Source organism: Conexibacter sp. DBS9H8 (assembly GCF_023330685.1).
Lineage (GTDB): Bacteria > Actinomycetota > Thermoleophilia > Solirubrobacterales > Solirubrobacteraceae > Palsa-465.
In genome coordinates, this window is the sequence record NZ_CP097128.1 from 2796063 (window position 1) to 2817288 (window position 21226).

The 21226-nt window shown below is 69.2% G+C and carries 22 protein-coding genes and 1 tRNA gene; 3 read left to right on the plus strand and 20 right to left on the minus strand.

Annotated elements, in window-relative coordinates; all coding sequences use genetic code 11:
• Window positions 1-41: 41 nt before the first annotated feature.
• Window positions 42-115 (plus strand) — tRNA-Ala (locus M3M55_RS13305).
• Window positions 116-148: 33 nt separating this feature from the next.
• Here the strand turns inward: M3M55_RS13305 and M3M55_RS13310 are convergent.
• The 4 genes from M3M55_RS13310 to M3M55_RS13325 form a co-directional block, all read right to left on the minus strand.
• Window positions 149-1759, minus strand: a complete 1611-nt coding sequence (locus M3M55_RS13310; RefSeq protein ID WP_249009987.1) for a cellulase family glycosylhydrolase — start codon at window positions 1757-1759, stop codon at window positions 149-151.
• 113 nt (window positions 1760-1872) lie between these two features.
• Window positions 1873-2328 carry a hypothetical protein gene (locus tag M3M55_RS13315; RefSeq protein ID WP_249009988.1) on the minus strand — a complete coding sequence of 152 codons (456 nt, stop codon included), beginning with the start codon at window positions 2326-2328 and terminating at the stop codon, window positions 1873-1875.
• A 121-nt stretch (window positions 2329-2449) separates the two neighbouring features.
• Complete coding sequence (locus tag M3M55_RS13320) at window positions 2450-3085, minus strand: hypothetical protein (RefSeq protein WP_249009989.1); 636 nt, start codon at window positions 3083-3085, stop codon at window positions 2450-2452.
• A gap of 16 nt (window positions 3086-3101) precedes the next feature.
• Complete coding sequence (locus tag M3M55_RS13325) at window positions 3102-3890, minus strand: AIM24 family protein (RefSeq protein WP_305883305.1); 789 nt, start codon at window positions 3888-3890, stop codon at window positions 3102-3104.
• A gap of 102 nt (window positions 3891-3992) precedes the next feature.
• Between M3M55_RS13325 and M3M55_RS13330 the strand changes: the two genes are divergently transcribed.
• Complete coding sequence (locus M3M55_RS13330) at window positions 3993-5609, plus strand: putative manganese-dependent inorganic diphosphatase (RefSeq protein WP_249009990.1); 1617 nt, start codon at window positions 3993-3995, stop codon at window positions 5607-5609.
• A 12-nt stretch (window positions 5610-5621) separates the two neighbouring features.
• Here the strand turns inward: M3M55_RS13330 and rsfS are convergent, their stop codons facing one another.
• The 5 genes from rsfS to obgE are packed head-to-tail and all read right to left on the minus strand — an operon-like array spanning window position 5622 to window position 10368.
• Window positions 5622-5981: a ribosome silencing factor gene (gene rsfS, locus M3M55_RS13335; RefSeq protein WP_249009991.1), complete on the minus strand. Its 360-nt coding sequence runs from the start codon at window positions 5979-5981 to the stop codon at window positions 5622-5624.
• Window positions 5978-6658 (minus strand): nicotinate-nucleotide adenylyltransferase, encoded by a 681-nt coding sequence (nadD, locus tag M3M55_RS13340; RefSeq protein ID WP_249009992.1) that lies wholly within the window; start codon window positions 6656-6658, stop codon window positions 5978-5980. The genes rsfS and nadD overlap by 4 nt, the downstream gene beginning before the upstream one ends.
• Window positions 6603-7868: a glutamate-5-semialdehyde dehydrogenase gene (locus M3M55_RS13345; protein WP_371878701.1), complete on the minus strand. Its 1266-nt coding sequence runs from the start codon at window positions 7866-7868 to the stop codon at window positions 6603-6605. The genes nadD and M3M55_RS13345 overlap by 56 nt, the downstream gene beginning before the upstream one ends.
• Window positions 7869-7880: 12 nt before the next feature.
• Window positions 7881-8987: a glutamate 5-kinase gene (proB, locus tag M3M55_RS13350; protein WP_249009994.1), complete on the minus strand. Its 1107-nt coding sequence runs from the start codon at window positions 8985-8987 to the stop codon at window positions 7881-7883.
• A 7-nt stretch (window positions 8988-8994) separates the two neighbouring features.
• Window positions 8995-10368 carry a GTPase ObgE gene (gene obgE, locus M3M55_RS13355; protein WP_249009995.1) on the minus strand — a complete coding sequence of 458 codons (1374 nt, stop codon included), beginning with the start codon at window positions 10366-10368 and terminating at the stop codon, window positions 8995-8997.
• Window positions 10369-10455: 87 nt separating this feature from the next.
• On the opposite strand from obgE, the gene M3M55_RS13360 reads away from it, so the two are divergent.
• Window positions 10456-10857, plus strand: coding sequence for an MscL family protein (locus M3M55_RS13360; protein ID WP_249009996.1), 402 nt, complete (start codon window positions 10456-10458; stop codon window positions 10855-10857).
• A 24-nt stretch (window positions 10858-10881) separates the two neighbouring features.
• On the opposite strand, the gene rpmA is transcribed toward M3M55_RS13360, so the two are convergent.
• The 11 genes from rpmA to M3M55_RS13415 form a co-directional block, all read right to left on the minus strand.
• Window positions 10882-11148: a 50S ribosomal protein L27 gene (gene rpmA, locus M3M55_RS13365; RefSeq protein WP_249009997.1), complete on the minus strand. Its 267-nt coding sequence runs from the start codon at window positions 11146-11148 to the stop codon at window positions 10882-10884.
• Between the two features lie 17 nt (window positions 11149-11165).
• A complete protein-coding gene (rplU, locus tag M3M55_RS13370; RefSeq protein ID WP_249009998.1) occupies window positions 11166-11477 on the minus strand; it encodes a 50S ribosomal protein L21 in 312 nt (103 codons plus the stop codon).
• Window positions 11478-11479: 2 nt separating this feature from the next.
• Window positions 11480-13420, minus strand: coding sequence for an Rne/Rng family ribonuclease (locus M3M55_RS13375; RefSeq protein WP_249009999.1), 1941 nt, complete (start codon window positions 13418-13420; stop codon window positions 11480-11482).
• An 81-nt stretch (window positions 13421-13501) separates the two neighbouring features.
• On the minus strand, window positions 13502-14689 hold the full coding sequence (locus M3M55_RS13380; RefSeq protein WP_249010000.1) for an FtsW/RodA/SpoVE family cell cycle protein: 1188 nt from the start codon (window positions 14687-14689) through the stop codon (window positions 13502-13504).
• On the minus strand, window positions 14686-16893 hold the full coding sequence (locus M3M55_RS13385; protein ID WP_249010001.1) for a penicillin-binding protein 2: 2208 nt from the start codon (window positions 16891-16893) through the stop codon (window positions 14686-14688). Before M3M55_RS13385 ends, M3M55_RS13380 begins: the two co-directional genes overlap by 4 nt.
• Window positions 16890-17504: a rod shape-determining protein MreD gene (gene mreD / locus M3M55_RS13390; RefSeq protein ID WP_249010002.1), complete on the minus strand. Its 615-nt coding sequence runs from the start codon at window positions 17502-17504 to the stop codon at window positions 16890-16892. Before mreD ends, M3M55_RS13385 begins: the two co-directional genes overlap by 4 nt.
• Window positions 17501-18373 carry a rod shape-determining protein MreC gene (mreC, locus tag M3M55_RS13395; RefSeq protein ID WP_249010003.1) on the minus strand — a complete coding sequence of 291 codons (873 nt, stop codon included), beginning with the start codon at window positions 18371-18373 and terminating at the stop codon, window positions 17501-17503. The genes mreD and mreC overlap by 4 nt, the downstream gene beginning before the upstream one ends.
• Window positions 18374-18445: 72 nt before the next feature.
• The gene (locus M3M55_RS13400; RefSeq protein ID WP_305883306.1) at window positions 18446-19495 is read right to left on the minus strand and encodes a rod shape-determining protein; all 1050 of its coding nucleotides are present in this window, start codon (window positions 19493-19495) and stop codon (window positions 18446-18448) included.
• A gap of 124 nt (window positions 19496-19619) precedes the next feature.
• Window positions 19620-20183 carry a nucleoside triphosphate pyrophosphatase gene (locus M3M55_RS13405; protein ID WP_371878764.1) on the minus strand — a complete coding sequence of 188 codons (564 nt, stop codon included), beginning with the start codon at window positions 20181-20183 and terminating at the stop codon, window positions 19620-19622.
• A complete protein-coding gene (gene ndk / locus M3M55_RS13410; protein WP_249010004.1) occupies window positions 20180-20587 on the minus strand; it encodes a nucleoside-diphosphate kinase in 408 nt (135 codons plus the stop codon). The genes M3M55_RS13405 and ndk overlap by 4 nt, the downstream gene beginning before the upstream one ends.
• 60 nt (window positions 20588-20647) lie before the next feature.
• Window positions 20648-21181: a zinc ribbon domain-containing protein gene (locus M3M55_RS13415; RefSeq protein WP_249010005.1), complete on the minus strand. Its 534-nt coding sequence runs from the start codon at window positions 21179-21181 to the stop codon at window positions 20648-20650.
• Window positions 21182-21226: the final 45 nt, after the last annotated feature.

Genomic DNA, 21226 nt, shown 5'->3' on the forward strand with positions numbered 1-21226 from the left:
GTTCTATATTTCTCGCCCGGGGTCCGTGTGGCCCACCCTTCGGGGCTATAGCTCAGCTGGCTAGAGCGTCGCGCTGGCAGCGCGAAGGTCAGGGGTTCGAATCCCCTTAGCTCCACTTTCAGGGGTTCACGTTTGCCCTAAACCCATCTCAGCGCCGGCAGCCCGCCTGGGTGATCCCGCTGCGGGTGACGGCGACGGTGATCGCCCGTGCAGACGGGCAGGCGACGAGCTGCAGCACCGGCGCCCCTCGCTTGGAAAGGATTCGAGCGCCGTCGGCGATCACCGAGTAGCCGTGCGGATAGTCGAGCGCGGGCACCGCGATGTCAGTGACCGCACCCGCCGGGAGGCTGCCGCCGCCGGCCCTGGCGGTGCTGTAGCGCAGGTCGAACTCGCCCGTGGCGCGATCGAAGCCAAAGGAAAGCGGGATGCCCGCGATCACCTGCGGGTAGGGCTCGGTCAACGCTCGCAGAGTGCTCCAGATCACGTTGGTGCCGCGCGGCGGCAGCGACGGGTTGCGGACGACCGCCTCAACATCACCGGGCCCCACCGTCGTCGGGTCGTGGCAGCCACAGAACGCCCACTCCATCCACGGGACCATGTTGCGGTCGGCGCGGGCGACGGCGTCCTTCAGCAGCGTGACGTTGTTGGTGGCCCCGAACTCGGTCTCGAGCAGCGCCTCGCCGGTCCGGGCGACGTGTGCGAGCGCGTGGCTGAACACCAGGTTGTTGGAGGTGGTGCAGAAGCTAGAGGTCCCCGAGCTGGGTGCGGTGAGGCAGTAATCGTGGAAGGCGAATCCGGCCTGTGGGTCACCCAGCGCCGGCAGGGTCGTGTTCACCCCGTTGTTGAACAGCACGTTCGGCTCGTAGAACACCAGCGTGCGAGGATCGACCGAGCGGATCGCGCGGTCAACGAGCCGGTAGAACGACTCGAGCTGGGCGTCGAACAGCGGGCAGCCGGTGACCAGCAGGCATTGCTGCCACAGCGTCCCCGGGAAGGGCTCGTTGAACAGCTCGTATCCGAGCACCGCCGGGTTGGCAGCGAAGCGCGCGGCGGCCGCTTGCCAAGCGCCGGCAAACCAGCTCTGCAAGCCGATGCCGTCCGGCCCCGGGGCGTTGCTCCAGAACTGATCGAGCGCATGTTGCAGCGCCGGGTTGAGCAGGTAACCGGCACTGAAAGCGGTGTGCGTGTTCGGCAGCCCCCCTGTCTGGATCGCCCAGTCGGGGAACCCCTCACCCGCGAACTGCTCGTTCAGCTGATCTTGGTGGAAGTCGAGCAGGGAGACGATCCCGTCTCGGGCCAGCATGTCAACGGTGTCGGAGATCTGGCTCAGGTAGGCGGTGTCAAACACTCCGGGCTGCGGTTCGAGCCCCTTCCAGATCACGCCCACTCGCACGGCGTTGAAGCCGTTGGCCTTGAGGAACGCCGCATCCGCGCTGTCGAAGCCCGCTGCTGCCGGGTAGTACGGCGCGAGCTTGTAGACCATGTTGAAGCCGTGCACGATCACGACCCTGCCGGCCGCGTCGGTGATCCAACGGCCAGAGTGGCCGAGGGGCAGCGTCGGGCCGGTCGGCGGCACCGCGCGCCGGTGGCGGGGGGGGAAGCCGTGGACCGGGTGCCCGCGGTGGCGATGATGCTCATGGTGCCGGGCGGGATGCCCGCGGCGGGGGTACTCAACGCGGCGGGGATGTCCACCTGCCAGCGGCACGGCTAACAGCGCGACGAGCACCGAGCCGAGTAATGCGAGCCAGAGCCTCCTCACGGGACCAGCTTAACCTGGCGGGCGGGACAACGGCGTTGGTTCATCCGACAGGCACCGCCGGCAGCGGGGCCCGGAGATGGAGTTCCTCCGCCATGGGGTGAGCGGGGCAGCGGTCAGGCGCCCGGGGCCACTCCGCCCCCCGGAGCACCCGGATCCGCCCCCGCGTTCCGTCCGGCCGCCACGGTGAGCGCCGCCAGTTGCGCGCTCATCTCGTCATGGCGCCGGTGCATGTGAGAGAACAGGTCACGCATCTCCTGCGTGCGGGTCCGTTCCCGGCGCACCAGGTGGACGGTCAGGCCCGCGGCGATGCATGCCCCCAGATCGGAGGTGACGTTCGTGTAGTTGCCGCCGATCAACTCCGCTCGTGCGCTCACGTTCACCCCAAGCAGCGGCAGGATCACGAGATAGACTCCGAGCACCCCGAGGAAGATGATGTGGGTGTGGCTCGACAGCGCCTGGGGCACGACGGCGAGAATGCGATCGAGGCGGCTGTCGGGCGCCACCTGGGCGCCGACGACCTGACTGTCCCGGGGTTCAGAGGCCGTAGGTTGGGTGTGTGGGTCGTCCATGGAACCTCTCCTTCGGATGGTTGTTCCAGCGACGGTACTGCCACGCCGTACGCCCGCGCCGGGGCGCCGCCCTCATCGGCCTCGACGCCGGAGGCCACGACGCCCGCCCCGCCGCACCGATCTACCGGGAGGGGTCCTTGGCCGCCTCCAGAGCCCGCTGTGGATCGAGGCGGCCGTCAGAGCGCATCAACGTGAGGGCGCGGTCAGCCGTCTCCGCCGCCTCCACTCCGCCGAGTGAGTCATCACCAAGCGCGAGCGCGAGCAGTGTCTCACGGAGGACCTCGGGCTGGCGGAGGTCCGGTGGCGGACCGGCCGGGGGCAGCCCGCGCAGTGTCTCCAGCAGCGCTCCCGCGGTCACGCCGCCGCCGAGCAACCGTCCCTTGATGCGCTCGGGAACAGTCACCGCCACCGCCCCGGTTGCGGGGTTGACGAGCGCGAGCGTGGAGCGCAGCCCGGCCCGCTCCAGGCTGACCCGGTATCCGGACAGACGCAGCAGGCCGAGTTGGGCGGCGAGCGCCACGTAGGCGCTCGCCTCCGCCTCATCCCGCAGACGCGCCTGATGGAGGACGATCTGGGTTCCGAGGTCAACCGTACCGGGGGCCGGATCGGGCGCGACGATCAGGAACGCCTGGCTGCCGAGCCGGCCGGCGCCCGTCCCGCCGACCTCGGCGAGGAGCTGGTAGCCGGTGAGCGAGAGGGCGCCACAGATCCCACTCGGCAGCGGGTGGGCGCCAAGGTGGCCAGGGGCGAACCCCATCAGCGCCGTCCCCGTCCTAGTTGTTGAGGAGGCCGTCGATGAGTCCGCCCATCAGCCCACCACCACCGGCGCCGACAGCCGCCCCCTGTCCCCCGCCCGCCCCGGTCTCAGCTCCGGGTGGGTGGTAGTAGGCCGACTGGATCCCGACCCGGCCCGGGCCGACGAAGCGGTTGAAGACGAGCTGGCCGGCTCCGGAGAGAAAGCCGGTCTTGAACCCGTAGACCTCCTGGGTCATCGCGACCGAGTGGTCGCGGTAGAGCCAGCCGCCCGGCTCGACGTCGATCGCCTCTCCCGGCTCGAGCACCTTCTCGAACACGTTCCCGTACCCGTGGACCCAGACGACCCCCTCACCGCCACCGGCGAGGAACTGGTCGACGAAAAACCCGCCGCCGTACATCATGTTCGCGAACCCCTTGACCCGGCTGTAGTCGTACTGGATGTGTCCGCTCGCGGCGAGGAACTGGTGCTCGCGAACGATCACCCCCTCGCCCGGCTGGAGGTGCAGCGCCGCGATGTGCCCGGGAGCGTCGCGGCTGAAGGCGAGCTCCCCCGCCGACTGGGCCTCGAGCAGGAGCAGCGGCATTCCGGCGAAGGCGCGGCGGGCGAGGCCCTTGCGCAGCGGATGCAGGCCCAGCTGCATCGTCGGATATTTCCACAGCAGCACGTGATGCTCGAAGAACACCGGCACGCTGCCGTCGAGGGCCATGTGGAGGACCGGAACGAGCTCGCCCTCGAGGCGGTAGCGCACGCCGGGCGCGGCCCCCTCGGGAATCTGGGTCGGGAGGATCTTCGGAGCCGACGGCATGACCAGCCTTTCTCGGGCGGCGGAACGGGAGCAGCGCAAACCTACCGGGTCCGCGCGGTGGGAGCACACCTTTTTCTTCTCCGGTTCGGAGATAATCTCGATGTGAGACCCGTCTACGTATCCGGCCATCGCAATCCCGACACCGACTCGATCGGCGCGGCGATCGGCCTCGCCGAGCTCAAGCGCCGCGTCGACCCCGACAACGAGTACCGACCGGTCCGGCTTGGCCAACTCAACCCGCAGACGACCTGGGTGCTCCAGCGCGCCGGCGTCGCGGTCCCCGAACTGCTCACCCACGTGATGCTGCGCGCCTCCGACGTGATGAGCACCGACTTCCCGTGTATCGGCGAGGACGATCCGGTCCGTGAAGCCGGCCTGGCGATGGCCCGGGCCGACGTCGAGCTGATCCCGGTGGTCAACGCCGACGGGCTCCTCAGCGGCGTGGTGACGAGCCGGGCCCTCGCCCGACGCTACATCCGCGAGTCCCGCGAGGCCTCCAAGCTGCGCGAGGCGACCTACGTTCACGCGGTCGCCGGGGTGCTGGAGGGCGAGCTGATCTGCGGAGAGGACCGTCCGCTGTCAGGCCGGGTGTGGGCCTATGCGATGGACCTCGACAGCCCGACCGGGATCACCGAGGGCGACGTCGTCGTGATCGGCAACCGCCCGGACGCCCAGCGGATGATCATCGAACGGGGGATCGCCCTGCTCGTCCTCTCCAACGGGTCGCGCCCACGGAGCGAGATCGTCGCCCTGGCACGGGAGCACGGGGCGGCGGTGATCGTGTCGCCCCTGGACAGCTACGTCTCCGCCCGGATGATCACCCTCGCCGCTCCGTGCCGCGGGGTGATGGAGCGCGATCCACTCATCGCCGAGTGCGACGACCTCGTCTCCGACGTCTCCGAGCAGATCAAGGAGAGCCATCACGGGACAGCCGTCGTCGTCGACGATCACCGCCGCCCGGTTGGCCTCGTCACCCGCGCCGACCTCGTCTCACCGGAGAGGCGCCGGGTGATCCTCGTCGACCACGCCGAACAGGCCCAGTCGGTGCTGGGGATCGAGCAGGCGGAGATCGTCGAGATCCTCGACCACCATCACATCGGCTCGATCGAGACGAAGGTGCCGGTGCGTGCCACCTTCGACCCGGTCGGTTCGACGGCGACGCTTGTCGTCGAACGGTTCCGCGACTGCGAGCTGGAGCCGTCGCCGGAGGCGGCGGCGGTGCTCCTCTCCGCGGTGCTGTCGGACACGGTGATCCTCAACTCGCCAACGACGACCGAGCGAGACGCGGGCGCCGTCGAGTACCTCGGTGAGCTGCTCGGCCTCGACCCGGTCTCCTACGGCCGGGAGATGTTCGAGGCGACCGCCGATGTCTCCGACGTTCCCGCCGCCGACCTCGTCTGCCGGGACGCGAAGGACTTCCAGGGCGGCAGCGGCGCCCCGTTCACCGTCGCCCAGGTCGAGGTGGTCGGAGACGGACTGCTCGAGCGGACCGACGAGCTGCTGGAGGCGCTCGCCTCCGCTCGTGAGGCCAAAGGGGTTCAGGTGTACGCGCTGATGGTCACCGACATCCTCGAGAAGGGCACAAACCTGCTCGTCGCCGGGGACGCGTCCGCGGTGAGCCGGGCCTTCGGGGTGCCCGCCAACGGCCGGGTGATCGAGCTTCCCGGCGTGATGAGCCGTAAGAAGCAGGTCGCACCGAAGCTGCTTGCGGCGCTGTAGGCGCCGCTGAGCTCAAGCCTCGGAGGCGCTGAGATCGGCGAGCGTCGGCGCCTCACCCCACAGGCGCTCGAGCTGGTAGTACTCGCGCATCTCCTGGGTGAAGATGTGGATCACGACGTCCCCGTAATCCATCAGGATCCACTGGGAGGACGCGGCACCGTCAACGTGGACGGGCAGCAACTGATGCTCATGCTTGAGCCCCTCGGCGATCCGGTCGTGAATCGCCTTGACCTGCCGGTCTGACCGGCCGGTGCAGATGAGGAAGTAGTCGGTGTAGGAGATGTATTCGCGCAGGTCGAGCGTGACGAGGTCGACCGCCTTGACGTCGGAGGCGTACTCGTTCGCGGCGGCGACGATGGCTTCAGGGGTCATCTTGAGGGGTTCACCTTCTGGTAGAGGCCGTTCTCGGCGATGTGGCTCGCCACCGCGTCGGGGACGAGGTAGCGGATCGGTCGACGGTCGCGGATCCGGGCGCGGATGTCGGTGGAGGAGATGCCGATCCGCGGCATCGCAAAGAAGCGGGTCCGGTCGGCACCGGGGAGGCCCGTCAGGGCCGCCTCGATCGCCGCGCGCGGGGTGCCGCGCCGATTGGCGACCGCGAGGGTCGCGAGATCGAGCACCCGCTCGGGCTGATGCCAGCTGCGAAAGCCGGCGGCGGCATCTCCGCCGACGATGAGGTACAGCTCGCTCTCCGGGGTGCTCTCGTGCAGTGCATTGAGGGTATCGACCGTGTAAGACGGACCGTCGCGCCCCATCTCGATGTCGGACACCTGAAAGCGAGGATCTCCGCGAACCGCCGCCCGGCACAGGGCGAGACGCTGGGCGGGCCCCGGATCGGCCTCCACCGGCTTGTGCGGAGGCGCGCCGGCGGGCACCATCAGGATCCGGTCAAGTCCGAGCCCGACGAGCGCCTCCTGGCCGCAGAGGAGGTGGCCGAGGTGGGGCGGGTTGAACGTGCCGCCGAGGACGCCGATCCGCGCCAGCGCCGGGAGCTCAGGCGCGGACGTGACCGGAGCCCTCGACGAGGTACTTGGTGCTGCACAGCTCACGCAGCCCGATCGGACCGCGGGCGTGCAGCTTCTGGGTCGAGTTGCCGATCTCCGCCCCCATCCCGAACTCGCCCCCGTCGGTGAACCGGGTGGACGCGTTGACGTAGACACAGGCGGCGTCGACCTCGCTCTGGAAGGTCCGTGCCGCCGTGGCCGAAGCGGTGACGATCGCCTCGGAGTGGCCGCTGCCGTAGCGGTTGATGTGGGCGACCGCCGCCGCAAGCGAGTCGACGACCCCGACGGAGAGGTCGAGGGCGAGGTACTCGGTCTCCCAGTCCTCAGAGGTCGCCGGAAGCATCGGCAATCCGGGAACGGCCGCCCGGGCCCGACCGTCGGCGTGCAGGATCACCCCGGCCGCCGCGAGCGCGGGCAGTGCCGTGGGGAGGAACCGGTCGGCGACGTCGGCGTGGACGAGCAGGGTCTCGGCCGCGTTGCACACCCCCGGGCGCTGCACCTTCGCGTTGAGGATGATCGCCTCCGCGGCGGCGAGGTCGGCGCTCGCATCGACGTAGACGTGACAGTTCCCGGAGGCGGCGAAGATCACCGGCACGGTCGCCACCCCCTTGAGGGCGGCCTTGAGCCCCTCACCGCCACGGGGGATGATCAGGTCGACGAGCCCGGCCTGGGTCGCCAGTTCGGCCAGTTCGGCCCGGTCGCCGCCCCCAACGGTGGTAAGCCAGTGATCGGGCAGGCCCGCCTCCTGACCCGCCTCCGCCGCAATGCTGCCGAGGATCGCGTTGGAGTGGGCGGCCGAGCGCGAACCGCGCAGGAGCACCGCGTTGCCGGACTTCACACACAGCGCGGCGGCGTCGATGGTGACGTTCGGACGGGCCTCGTAGACGACGGCGACCACCCCGAGGGGGACCCGGACCTTGCGGACATCGAGGCCGTTGGGGAGCCGGCGGCCGTCGATCACCTCTCCGACCGGGTCGGGCAGCGCGGCGATCGCCCGGGCCCCGTCAGCCATCGCGGCGATCCGGCCCACGTCGAGGGTGAGCCGGTCCAGCAGGGCCGGCGCCAGCCCGTCGGCCCGCCCGGCCTCGAGGTCGGCGGCGTTGGCCTCGAGGATTGCCGGGGTGGCCGCGACGAGCGCGTCAGCGATCGCGCGCAGGGCCCGGTCCTTGACTGCGGATGAGAGGGTCGCGAGGACGCGCGCAGCCGCCTTGGCGTCCACGCACTGCTCAGGGATGGATGGACGGACAATCGCCATGGGAAAGCCCGATTAAACCAGCACGAAGTAGTCGCGGTGGATCGCCTCATCCGGGGAGTCGGGCGCGACCTCCCGGACCGCGGCCGATTTCAGGCCCTGCACCCGCGCCAGCTCCACCGACGAATAACCGCAGATCCCCTTCCCGATGACACTGCCGTCCCTGGCGACGACCTCAACGGCATCCCCGGCGTCAAAGCCACCGGTCACCGCGGTGATCCCGACCGGCAGCAGGCTCGTTCCGCCGACCGACAGCGCGGCTGCGGCGCCCGCGTCGACGTGGATCTGGCCGCGGGTCGGTTTGGCGTAGCGCAGCCACAACTTGAAGGAGGAGACCCGCTCGGCTTGGGCGACACAGCGGGTGCCGACCGTCTCCCCCGTGACCGCCCGGCCGATCACCCCGGGGACGAACCCGCCGGCGATCACCGTGTCGATCCCCGCCGCGGTCGCCATCTCGGCCGCGACGACCTTCGAGCGCATCCCCCCGGACCCGAGCGCCGAGGTCTGGTGGCCGATGTCGAGGCCGTCGAGGGCGTCGAAGTCCTCGACGACCTCGACGAGGGTCGCGGTCGGATCGACGCGCGGATCGGCGGTGTAGACGCCGCCGGCGACGGTGAGCAGCACGAGCAGCTCGGCGCCGAGCAGGATCGCCACCTGGGCGGCGAGGAAGTCGTTGTCCCCGAAGGAGATCTCATCCGTCGTCGTCGTGTCGTTCTCGTTGATGACCGGCACGACCCTCCACGCGAGCAGCTGGCGCAGGGTCTGGCGCGCGTTGAGGTAGTGGGTGCGGGCGCTGATGTCGAAGAAGGTGAGGAGCACCTGCGCGGTCGGGACCGCCCGGGCGGACAGCAACTCGTCATAGACGCGGTAGAGCTTTCCCTGCCCGACGGCCGAGGCAGCCTGCAGCTCACCGAGGCCCCGCGGGCGCTCGATCGGCCCCGGTCCCCCGCCGAGCACCGCCAGGCCCCGAGCGATCGCGCCGCTCGTGACGATCACCGGCTCGGCACCGGCTTGGTGGAGGGCGGCGATCTCATCGCAGACGCCGGCGAGCACCTCCTCCCGGACCCTACCGGAGGCGTCGGCGACCACGGAGGAGCCGAGTTTGACGACGATCGGGGCCACGGCAGCGTCAGGGGTCGAGCTCGAAGGCGATGCCCGCGAGGACGACGTCGTCGCCCGGCTCGAAGCCGGCGTCCTCCAGGGCGGCGATCACGCCGATGCCGCGCAGACGCTTCTCGAGGTGGGCGAGCGCGTCCTCGTTGTCGAGGTCATAGCGGGCGACGAGCCGCTGCACCGCGGGTCCGTCGACGATGAACCCGCCGTCCGCGTCGGGGCGGACGGTGAACCCCCGCCGGGGTCCGGGCCGGAAGGTCCGGTGAGCGGCGAGCTGTCCGAGGTCGGTGGCGCCGGTGCCGGCTGTGGGCCCGGCACCGGCGAGCGCCGCGCCGGCATCCGCGGGGGGCACGAGCGGCACCCGGCGCAGCAGCAGCGCGACAAGCTCGTCAAGGCCCTGGCGGGTGGCCGCCGAGGTGACGAGCACCGGGACCTCGCCGGCGTCCTCCGGGCTCTCCCACGGGTCCCGCGACTCGCGGTGGCCGGGGTTGAGGCGCGCCGTCCACTCCGCCACGGTGGCCGCGGCGACCTCCGGGGTGACAAGGTCGGCCTTGGAGAGGGCGAGGATCCGCGGCAGGGTGGCGAGCCGCGGCTCGTGGCGGGCCAGTTCCGCCTCCACGGTCGCGTGGTTCTCGACCGGGTCGGATCCGTCGAGGGGGGCGAGGTCGAGGACGTGGACGAGCAGGCGCGTCCGCTCGACGTGGGCGAGGAAGTCGTGTCCGAGCCCGGCTCCGTCGGCCGCTCCCTCGATCAGGCCCGGGATGTCGGCGATGATCAACTGCCGGTCGTCGGAGTGGATCGTCCCGAGGACCGGGGACAGGGTCGTGAACGGGTAGGCGGCGACCTTCGGCGTCGCCCGCGTGATCCGGGAGAGCAGCGAGGACTTGCCGGCGTTGGGCAACCCGACGAGCCCGACGTCGGCGAGCAGCTTCAGGGCGAGGGTGACCCACCCTTCCTCTCCGGGCAGGCCACGTTCGGCAAACCGCGGGGTCTGGTGGGTCGGGCCGGCGAAGCGGGCGTTGCCACGCCCGCCGGAGCCGCCGGCGGCGACGGTCGCCCGCTGCCCGGCCGTGACGAGGTCATGCCGGGTGCCGTCGGCTTCGACGACCACCTCGGTCCCCGGCGGGACCTTGAGGGTGAGCGTGTCCCCGTCCGCCCCGTGCCGGCCCGCCCCCTGGCCGCGGCCACCGCGTTTGGCCTTGAAGTGGGAGGCGCGGCGGAAGTGTTCGAGGTCGCGGAGGGAGTCGTCACAGAGCAGGATCACGTCCCCTCCGCGGCCACCGTCCCCCCCGTCCGGGCCGCCCTTGGGAACGTGCGCCTCTCGGCGGAAGGAGAGACAGCCGTCGCCCCCGCCGCCGGCGGTGACATGGATCCGTGCCCGGTCCTTCATCTCAGCGGCTTCCCGTCCCCGAAGGGCAATCGCCGCGCGTGGAGAATGATGGCGGCATCAGTCCCTCTCAGCCAAGGAGACACGCACATGAAGGGTCTCATCGCGGAGTTCAAGTCGTTTCTCTTCCAGGCCAGCCTGATCACGCTGGCGGTCGCGGTCGTCATGGGCACGGTGACGGCGGCGCTGATCAAGGCGCTCGTCGCCGACATCCTCACCCCGATCATCGCCCTCATCTTCGGGAAGGCGAACTTCGCCAGCCTCACGTTCACCATCAACCACAGTCATTTCCTCTACGGTGACCTCGTCAACGTCGCCCTGACGTTCTTCTTCACCGCGGTGGCGATCTTCTTCTTCGTCGTCAAGCCGTATGAGCTGTTCCAGAAGGACGACACGTCGGTTCGGTCCTGCCCCGAGTGCACGTCCTCGATCTCGGCCAAGGCGACCCGGTGCCCGTTCTGCACCGCCGCGGTGACAGCGGCCGGCGTCTGAACGGGACCGAGCGGTCGGCTTGAGTCAGCTGACGTCGGCGGCGGCGGGAGCCACCGAGATCACGCGTCCGCGCCAGCCGGTGGTGAACTGCACCGTTCCCGCCGACTTGGCGAAGATCGTGTCGTCCTTGCCGATGCCGACGCCGACGCCGGGCTTGAACTTCGTGCCGCGCTGGCGAACGATGATCTCACCGCCGGTGACGCTCTGGCCGGCGAACACCTTCACGCCGAGTCGCTGGGCGTTGGAGTCACGACCGTTGCGGGAGGAGCCGAGGCCCTTCTTATGTGCCATGTCCGTCGGTTCTCCTTCTACTTGGCGGTGATCGAGGTGATCTTCAGACGGGTGAGGTTCTGACGGTGCCCGTTGCGTCGCTTGTAGCCGCGTTTGGGCTTGAACTTGACGACCCGCAGCTTGGGGCCGCGCTCGTGGGCGAGAACCGTGGCTGACACCTCGACGCTGCTGAGGCCGTCGCCGTCGAGCAGCTGCTCGCCGTCGACGTAGAGGAGCGGCGCGAGGGTGACGTTCTCGCCCTCAGCGGCGGTGAGACGCTCGACGAGGAAGGTGAGTCCCTCATGGACGCGGTACTGCTTGCCGCCGGTTTTGACGATTGCGTAAGACATGTTCACTCGGGGGGAGAGTCGGGGGCGATCGCGGCTTCCGCCTTGGGCGCAGCACGCCGACCACCGCGCCGTCCACGACGGCGTCCAGCTGATTCTACTTCATCGTCATCCACCGTCTCGGCGGGCTCCGGCTCGATCTCCCCGATCGGCTCATCGTCGAGCGGCGGCTCATCAAGGGGGAGCGCGACGGCGAAGGTGCGACCGACCTCCTCGATCCGGACAAGGCGCTTGTGCCCGACGGAGTCCTCAGCCCCCTTGACCTGGATGATGTACCCGTCCACCTTGGCGACCGCGTCACCGGGGCTGTACATGTGCGGCTCGACGATGTTGACGTACACCTCCTCCCCTTCCCGGAAGGGCAGGGCCCGCTCGAGCACCTCCTCACGGTCGGCCTCCATCAGCACCGCGAAGTGCTCGAGCGGCAGCCCTTCCGAGCCCTCGAAGTGGAACCACTTGCCCGTCTCGGACTCGATCTGGACGAGCACCTTCGCGTCGTGGCCGGTGAACTCGGCGGAGACACGGGGGTTCATCTGCAGGAGGAGGGCCTCGGCTTCGGTGTGGGTGGCGAGCTCGCGCATCCGCCGCTCGAACTCGATCGCGATCGTCTCCTCGGACTTGATCACGCCCTCCCCGGCACAGGTCGGACAGGGGCGCGTCATGATCTCGCGCACCCCCTCGGTGACGTTCTGCCGGGTCATCTCCACCAGGCCGAGCGGCGAGATCTCGACGACGAAGGTCTTCGTGCGGTCCTCATCGAGGGCCTTACGCAGCGTCTTGAGCACCGCGTCACGGTTGCGGGCCCGGGCCATGTCGATGAAGTCGATGACGATGATCCCGCCGATGTCGCGCAGCCGTAGCTGGCGGACGGCCTCTTCGGCCGCCTCGAGGTTCGTCCGGGTGATCGTGTCCTCGAGCCGGGCACCCTTCCCCGAGCCGGTGAACGATCCGGAGTTGACGTCGATCACCGTCAGCGCCTCGCCGTAGTCGATGATCAGGTAGCCGCCGGAGGGCAGGTCGACACGGCGGTTGAGCGTCGAGGTGAGTGCCTTCTCGACGCCGTAGGCCTCGAACATCGGCCGGTCCTCGTTCCACAGCTCAACGTGCTCAACCAGCTCGGGTGCGGTCCGGCTGAAGAAGCTGACGAGCCGATGGTGCTGCTTCTCGTCGTCGACGATCGCCCGTTCGAACTCCTCGGAGTAGATGTCGCGCACGACCCGCACCGACAGGTCGGCCTCCTGGAAGACGAGCGTCGGGCCGGCGGTCGCCTCGACCCGCTTCTGGAGCACCTCGTTGAGCTTGAACAGGTACTGCATCTCCCGTTCCAGGTCGGTGCGCACCGCGCCATGGGCGGCGGTGCGGATGATCGCCCCGCCCCCGCGGAGATCGAGGGCCTTGGCCTCTTTGCGCAGGCGTTCGCGCTCCTTGTCCTCGAGCCGGCGAGAGACGCCGATCCCTTCACCGAATGGCGCGTAGACCATGTAGCGGCCGGCGATCGTCAGGTCCATCGACAGCCGCGCCCCCTTGGTCTTGAGCGGATCCTTGACGACTTGGACAACGATCTCCTGACCTGGCTTGAGCAGCTCGGTGATCGGCTTGGCGTCCTTACCGGTGCCGCGCCCCCGGCGGGCGACCTCGACGCCGGGGAGCACGATCTCGTCGACGTGGAGGAACCCGTTCTTATCGAGCCCGATGTCGACGAAGGCCGCCTCGAGGCCCGGCAGGACGTTGTCGACCCGGCCCTTGTAGATGTTGCCGACGATCGAGCGGGCCCCGCGGCGCTCGAGGTACAGCTCGGCGACGGTGTAGCCCGCGGCCGGGTTCGCGGGCCGGCGGCGGCGGCGTGAGGACGCGGCGGCCTTGCGGTCGGGGACCGGACCGGTTGCTTCGAGCAACGCCACCCGGGTCTCCCCGCGGTCGACGCTGACCAGAACCTGCTTCTTCAATTTCTTACTTCCTTAGGAAAAGACGGCAAAAGTCACTGCGACTGCTGTGTGACCCGCGGCGCAGAGGCCGCGCGACGCGGTTCACACGAGAAGAACTCTGGCCTTGGCTCCACTGGCGAGCCGGGCCTGGATGTAGACCGATTGCAGCAGACCGATGGCGAGAAAGGTCACGAGCACCGATGAGCCGCCGTAGGACATCAACGGCAACGGTACGCCGGTCACCGGCATAATCCCAATCGTCATCCCGACGTTGACGAACACCTGGAACATCAGCATCGAGAGAATCCCGCCGGCGAGCAGGGTTCCGTAGAGGTTCTTGGCCATCGTCATGATCCGTATCGCCCGCCAGATCAGGAGGGCATACAGCGACAGCACGAGCGCAGCGCCAGCGAAACCGTAGAAGTCGCCGAGGGCGGCGAAGACGAAGTCAGCGTCGGCGACGGGAACGAACAGGCCCTGGATCTGGGAGGCCCCTTTGATCCCCTGCCCGGTCTTCTGGCCAGCGCCGATCGCGATCAGGCCCTGCTGCAGCTGGTAGCAGGTCGAGTCGTTCTGGCCGCACACCTTCGGCGGGTTGATGAACGTCGTCAGCCGCTGCTTCTGATAGCCATGGAGGACGTTGACCCCGACCGCCGGTCCGACGGCGATGACCATCACGGCCGCGAACACGGCGAGCCCGCCGATGCCGGCGAGCTGCTTCCAGCCGATCCCGCCGAAGAACAGGATCCCCACCCCGACGGTGACGTAGACGAGACCGGTTCCGAGGTCGGGCTGGCCGATCACCAGCAGTGCCGGCACCAGCGCCATCGCGAGCATCCGGAAGGTCGTCCGCCAACCGGACTGGGGCCGGCGGGAGCGCTCGACCATCACGGCCGCGAGCGACAGGATGAGCAGCAGCTTGCCGAACTCCGAGGACTGGAAGTTGAACAGCGGGAACGGGATCCAACGGTGGGCGTTCTGGATCGCCGGCATCGCGTAGACGATCAGGTTGAGGAGCACGAGCAGCCCGTAGGCGGCGTAGCGGTACTCACGCAGGCGGGAGTAGTCAAAGCGGCTCACGAGCATGCAGGCGACGATCCCGACGCCGGCGTACAGCGCCTGCTTGGAGACGTAGCCGGGGTAGCTGACGCGCATGTCTCGCAGCACCATCAGGCTGCAGCCGACGAGCCCGACGGCGGCGATCAGCAGCAGCGGGTCGAAGATGATCGCCCGCCGCGCGCGCTGGCGGGTGACCGGCTCGGTCAGGCGGAGAGGGCTGATCGAGCTCAATGGAACGCCGACGTTCCGATCGTGAACGAGCTCGTGTGGCCGTAGAACCACTGTGAGAGCATCTCCCGCGCGACCGGCGCCGCGGTCGCGTCACCGTAGCCGCCGTCCTCGACCCAGACGACGATCACGATCGGCTTGGAGGTCGCCGACGGCGGCACGTAGGCGGCATACCATGCGTACGCCGTGTCGACGCCCTTGTTCGGGCCCGAGGTCGGGATGTAGTCGGCGGTGCCCGTCTTGGCGTACACCGGCAGCGGAAAGCTGCCCATCACGTTCGTGGAGGTGCCGATCGGGCCGCTGGCCGCCAGCCGCAGGCCGGTGTCGATCGTCTGGAGGTTGACCGGGCTGATGTGCAGGTTCGTCCGCGGTCCCGGGCTGATCTTCTCGACGACCTGACCGCTGGGAGTCTCGATCTGCTCGCCGACGTGCGGGGTGACGAGGTAGCCGCCGTTGGCCATCGCTGCGTACACCATCGTCAGCTGGAGCGGGCTCACCTGCACGTCCCCCTGACCGATCGCCATGTGCATGTTGTCCCCGACGGTCCAGCCGGGGTTGGGCAGCAGGGCGATGCCGCAGTAGCCCTGAGGACGGACGGGCGTCTTGACGTAGCCCTTGGCCGGGGTCGCCGAGAACTGGTACTGGCCGCCGACCACCTCGTAGTACCGGTAGGGCCCCGTCCCGGCGTCACACTGCTCCTCGGCCTTGATCCGGTCTTCGACGAAGGCGGGAGTCGGGATCGTGCCCGCCGCCGCGTAGGGGAGATCGATCCCCGGCGCGCGGTTGATCTGGAATCTCTTCGACCACGCCTGCAGCGCGCCGCCCTGGGGCTGGGTGAACGGGTTCTGGACGTTCATCAGAGCGCCGAGGTGGTAGAAGAAGACGTCGTCGGAGACCTCGATCGCCTGCTCGATGTTGATGTTGCCCAGCGCGCCGTCGCCGGGGGCGTTGCTGAGGCACTGGCCCGACACGCAGAACTGCCCGGTCGCGTCGTCGAAGGTCTCGTTGGGCTGCCACTGCCCGGACTGCAGTGCGGCGGTCGCGGTGATCACCTTGTAGGTCGAGCCGACGGGACCGACCGACTGGATCGCGCGGTCCAGCAGCGGGTCCCCGGAGTTGGCGCCGAACTGCTGGTCGTACTGCTGCTGGGTAAGCGGGTGGTTGAAGATCGACGGGTTGTAGCTCGGTAGCGATCCCATCGCGTCGATCTGGCCGTTGACCGGGTTCATCGCGACGAACGCGCCGCCGTAGTTACCGCCGACGTTGTTGATCGCCGCCTGCAGCTCACGGGTTCCAACCTGCTCGAGTCCGAGGTTGATCGACGTCCTCAGGTTGTCGCCCGGCGTCGGCGGGACCGGGGTCGTCTCCCCCTGATACTGGCCCTGGGCGTTGACTTCGACCCGTGCGTACCCGTCGTGGCCCTGGAGGTAGCGGTTGTACTGAAACTCCAGCCCGGTCTGGCCGACCTCATCGTACGCGGGTACGTTGCCGAACAGCGGGCCGCCGGTCGCCGAGTTCGCGTTCGCGCCGACGGTGCCGAGGATCTGGGCGGCGAGCGCCCCCTGGGGGTACTCACTGAGCGACACCTGACTCACCTCCACCCCGGGGAACTCGGTCTCGTGCTCGGAGATGTAGGCCTGCTCGGCGACGGGCACGTCGGTCGCCACCGTGATCGTACCGAGGGTGATGTCGGCGGCGTGCTGGGCGACGATGCAGGGGATCGCCGCGAGCTTGGGTGCGAAGTGGGCGGCCACCAACGTCCCGGCGGCGTTGTCGACCGACAGCGTGTAGCGGCAGGTGCTCGGGCGCGTCGACATCCCGAGCGCGACGGCGAGGCGCCGGTACACGCGCTGGTCGGCGGGAGGGTCGTTGACCCCGGCGAGCGTCGCGGTCAGCGGGACGGGAAGGGTCTGGGGCGCGACGAGGATCGCCGGCACCTTCACCGAGTTGACGAGGACGGCGCCATTGGCGGCGAGGATCGAGCCGCGCGGGGCCGGGACGGGGACGCGGCGGACGATGTTCGTCTTCGCCTGGGCGACGTACTGGCTGCCGCTGAGGACCTGTAGGAACCACAGGCGCAGGAAGATCACCGCGAACATCACGAGGGCGATCGACCCGACGATCGCGACCCGGACCGCCAGCTGCGGATTCATCGGCCCGACGCGATCGTCGACGCGGGTCGGCCCGCCACCGGCCGGGCCGATCATCGCGCCGGCCTCATACGGCCGCCACGGAGGCGCTCGGACGGCTGCTGGAGCGGGCTAAGCGCTCCACTCGTGTACCGGCGCCGCGCTCCCCCGGACCCGGACGGGACCGCTCCGGAGAGCAGCCGGCGGACGCCGTGATGGACGGGCAGGGCGATCAGCGTGTTGATCAGCACGGACATGAAGATCTGTTGAAAGAGCAGGCCACTGACAGGACTGTCGACCCCCAGCACGAACTGGATCACCGTCATCCCGAGACCTGCCCACAGCGTCGCGAGCGCTCCGACTCCGAGCGGGACGAGGTCGTGGCTGGGGTCACGCAACTCGCGCAGCCGCCCCGCCCAATAGCCGATCGGGATGTAGAGCAGGCTGGTGATGCCGAGCTCCTGGACGAGCGCGAGGTCGACGAACAGGCCGATCCCGAAGCCGGCGATCGCGCCGGGCAGCGAACCACAGAGCAGGCCGATCGCCGCGACCGCGAGCGGCGTGACGTCAGCGGACACCCCGAAGATCGAGATCTGGGACACGATCGCCTCCTGCAGCAGGACGGCGACGAAGCCGACGAGGGCGATCCGTGCGGGCAGGCGCCAGGGATGGTCGCGGTCGCGCGTCATCCGCCCACCCGCGTGAGGACCTCGACCTGCGTGATGTTGCGCAGGTCGACGTTCGGGCTGACGTTGACGGTCCCGTTGTCGACGAGCGTGTTGTAGTTGAAGCTCGAGATCGTCCCGATCGGAATGCCGGGCGGATACTGGGAGCGCACGGCCGGATTGGAGGGGTCACTCAGCCCGGCGGTGACGACCTCATCACCGGTCGCGACGTTCGCGCTCGGGGAGAGGTAGTTGACCTGCAGCGTCGTCGGGTTGCCGACAGCCGGCTGGAGGGTGCCGACGGCGTTGTTGTTCGCGCTGGAGAGGATCCGCGCCTCGACGGCGAACTTCGGCGAGCTGAGCTCGGAGACGATCGCGAAGTTCGAGCCGACGTCGGAGACATCACCGACGAGCCCCTGGGCGCTGAGGACCGGGTCACCGGCGGCGATCCCCGCTCCCGAGCCCTTGTCGAGCTTGATCGTCTCGTACCACACCTCCGGGTTGTAGGTGGTGACGTTCGCGTACACCGGCCCGTCCTGGCGCAGGTTGAGCCGGTTGGTGAGCTTGACCTCTCCGCTGAGCTGCGTGTAGGCGGCCAGTGCCGTGCCGTCCTGGGCGAGCTCGGTGTCGAGCCGAGCGTTCAGCGCCCGCAGTTGAGCGTTCTGGGACTTGGCGTGCAGCGTCGAGGACACCCACCCGGCGAGGTCACGGACCGGGGAGAGGACCTTGGAGGCCCCGTCCTGGATCGGCGTGAAGACGGCGACGATGCCCTGCTGCAGCGAGTGCAGCGGGCTGTTCTCGGCCTCCCCGAAGTAGGCGGTGAGGAGTATCAGCGAAACGGCGACGAGGACGGCGAGAACCGCACGTCGGCGCCGCACATACTTGTCTTGCATGCGGGGTCGATCTCCGAAGTCGTTTCCTGCACGGCGGCCGATACTTCGTAGCACACCAGCATAAGTGGACCGCTAATAGCGCCGACGGCGGTTGCGGCCATTCCGGGAGGAGCGGTGAATCGCCTCGAACTCCTCAAGCGAGCGCCCCGACCCGACCGCCACGCAGGTGAGCGGCGACTCGGCGAGGTGCGCGGGCATCTGGGTCTCGTGACGCAGACGCTCGTCGATCCCTTGCAGCAGCGACCCTCCGCCCGCGAGCATGATCCCCCGGTCCATGATGTCGGAGGCGAGTTCAGGTGGGGTCCGGTCGAGGGTCTCCTTGACCGCGTCGATGATCTGGGAGACCGGCTCCTCCAGCGCCCCCCGAATCTCCTCGGAGGTGAGCACGACGGTCTTGGGCAGGCCACTGACCATGTCCCGCCCGCGGATCTCCGCCTGGACCTCCTCGGCCATCGGAAACGCCGAGCCGATCTCCAGCTTCAGCTCCTCGGCCGTCTGCTGGCCGATCAGCAGCTTGTACTCGCGTTTGACGTAGTTGATGATCGCCTCATCCAGCTCGTCGCCGCCGACCCGGATGGACTGGGAGACGACGATCCCGCCGAGGCTGATCACCGCGACCTCCGAGGTGCCCCCGCCGATGTCGACGACCATCGACCCGGTCGGCTCGCCGACGGGTAGCCCGGCGCCGATGGCCGCGGCCATCGGCTCCTCGATCAGGTAGGCCTGCCGGGCTCCGGCGGAGAGACACGCCTCCTCCACCGCCCGCTTCTCCACCCCGGTGACGCCCGAGGGAACGCAGACGACCACGCGCGGGTGGGCCCAGCGATTCTGGTGGACCTTCTGGATGAAATGGCGCAGCATCTCCTCGGTCACCTCGAAGTCGGCGATGACGCCGTCCTTGAGCGGCCGGATCGCGCTGATCGTGCCCGGGGTGCGACCGAGCATCCGCTTGGCCTCGATCCCCACCGCGTGGACCTCACCGGTCCGCGAGTCGACGGCGACGACGCTCGGCTCCGACAGCACGATTCCGCGCCCGCGTACGTAGACGAGAGTGTTGGCGGTTCCAAGGTCGACGGCCATGTCACGGCCGCCGAAGCCCGTCATATATCCAAAGATGCCCATGGGTGCTCTACCGTCGAGGTCGGTCGTGGGGCGGCGCAGGAGGGAAGCTCACACCGTGTCAGCCGACTCGCGCCCGTGCCGGGAGTCTATCCGCAAATCCCGTCCCACTCGTGTGCCGAAGCGCTCACTGCAAGAGGTCGCCCAGCAGGTCGAGCAGGGTCGGCACCGGCAGGCCGACGACGTTGCTGTAGTCGCCCTCGATCCCCTCGATCAAGGCGACCCCCCGGCACTGGATCGCATATCCGCCCGCCCGGCCCGCCCACTCACCCGTGGCGACATACCAGTCGAGCAGCTCCGGTGGACAGCTACGGAAGCGGACGGTCGTCGCCGCAGCGGCAGTGCGGACCCGCTCGCCCTCGATCACACAGACGCCCGAGAGGACGCGGTGCGCACGCCCGCTGAGCCGACCGAGCATCTCCCGGGCGCCAGCCGCGCCCGCCGGCTGCCCGAGGACGGTCCCGCCCAGGGCGACCTCCGTGTCGACGCCAAGCACCGGCAGCTCCGCTCCCCCAGGCCCGGCGACCGCTCGCGCCTTGCGGTAGGCGTTCTCGAGCACCACCTCCTCCGGCGGTCCGGCGTCGAGCTCGCTGACGCCGGACACCGCGACCTGGAAGGGGACGCCGAGCTGCTCGAGGATCGCCCGGCGCTGCGGCGATCCGGAGGCGAGGATGAGGCGGGGGCGACTCAGAGGTTCGGAAAGAAGATCGCGGCCTCACGGACGGCGGACTCGTCCGAGTCCGAGCCGTGGACCATGTTCTCCCCGATGCTCGTCGCGAAATCACCGCGGATGGTGCCCATCGTCGCCTCGAGCGGGTTGGTCGCACCGATCACCTGGCGGGCCGCCTTGACCGCATGCTCGTCCCCTTCGAGGACGGCGGCGACGAGCGGACCGGAGGTGATGAAGTCAACGAGTTCCCCGAAGAACGGACGTTCGCGGTGCTCGGCGTAGTGGGCCTCGGCCGTCTCGCGACTCAGGTGCTGGAGCTCGAGGGCGACGATCGACAGGCCCTTGGCCTCGAACCGGGCGAGGATCTGGCCCGTGAGGTTCTTGGCGAAGGCGTCGGGCTTGACGAGGATGAGGGTGCGCGCCATGGGGCGTGTCCTTTCAGGAGAGCGGGGGAACAGACGCGCTGAGGAAAGCAGACTCGGCGATCAGATCAGGTCCGTCGGCGGCCCGCTGGGCACGGTGCCCGAATCGGCCTCCCGACGGCGACGCTGGCGCCGCGGCGGGGTCACCCCCGGCACGTCCGCTTCGCAGTAGGGGCATATGCGCCAATCGTTCTCCAGCGGCCGAGCACAGTTGACGCACGGATTCTTGAGCTTGCGCAGACAGTGCGGGCAGCGCAGAAAGGTCTTCTCCACCGGCCGGTCACAGTGCGGACAGGCCTCGTGCCCGAGGGCGGCGAGCTGGGCCTCCGACGCCCGGATCGACAGCTCGCGATCCTCGGCGTCCTCGAGGTACTCGGGCGGCCGGACGATCGTGTAGACGAGCGAACCGATGAACGGAAACAGGCTGGCGGCGGTCGCCGCGCCGACGAGCATCGGGTCGCGGATCCGCCGCCGCGCATCCGCGTAGGTCCAGTACACGAGCGCGAGCCAGATGACGACGAGGAAGAGGACCGCGAGGTCGACAACGAGCGTCACCGTGGAGTTGTGGATCCCGAAGATCGCAAAGAGCGGCTGCATCGTGGGGAGAGATTCTGCCTGGAGGGACAAATGCCTGCTCGGAAA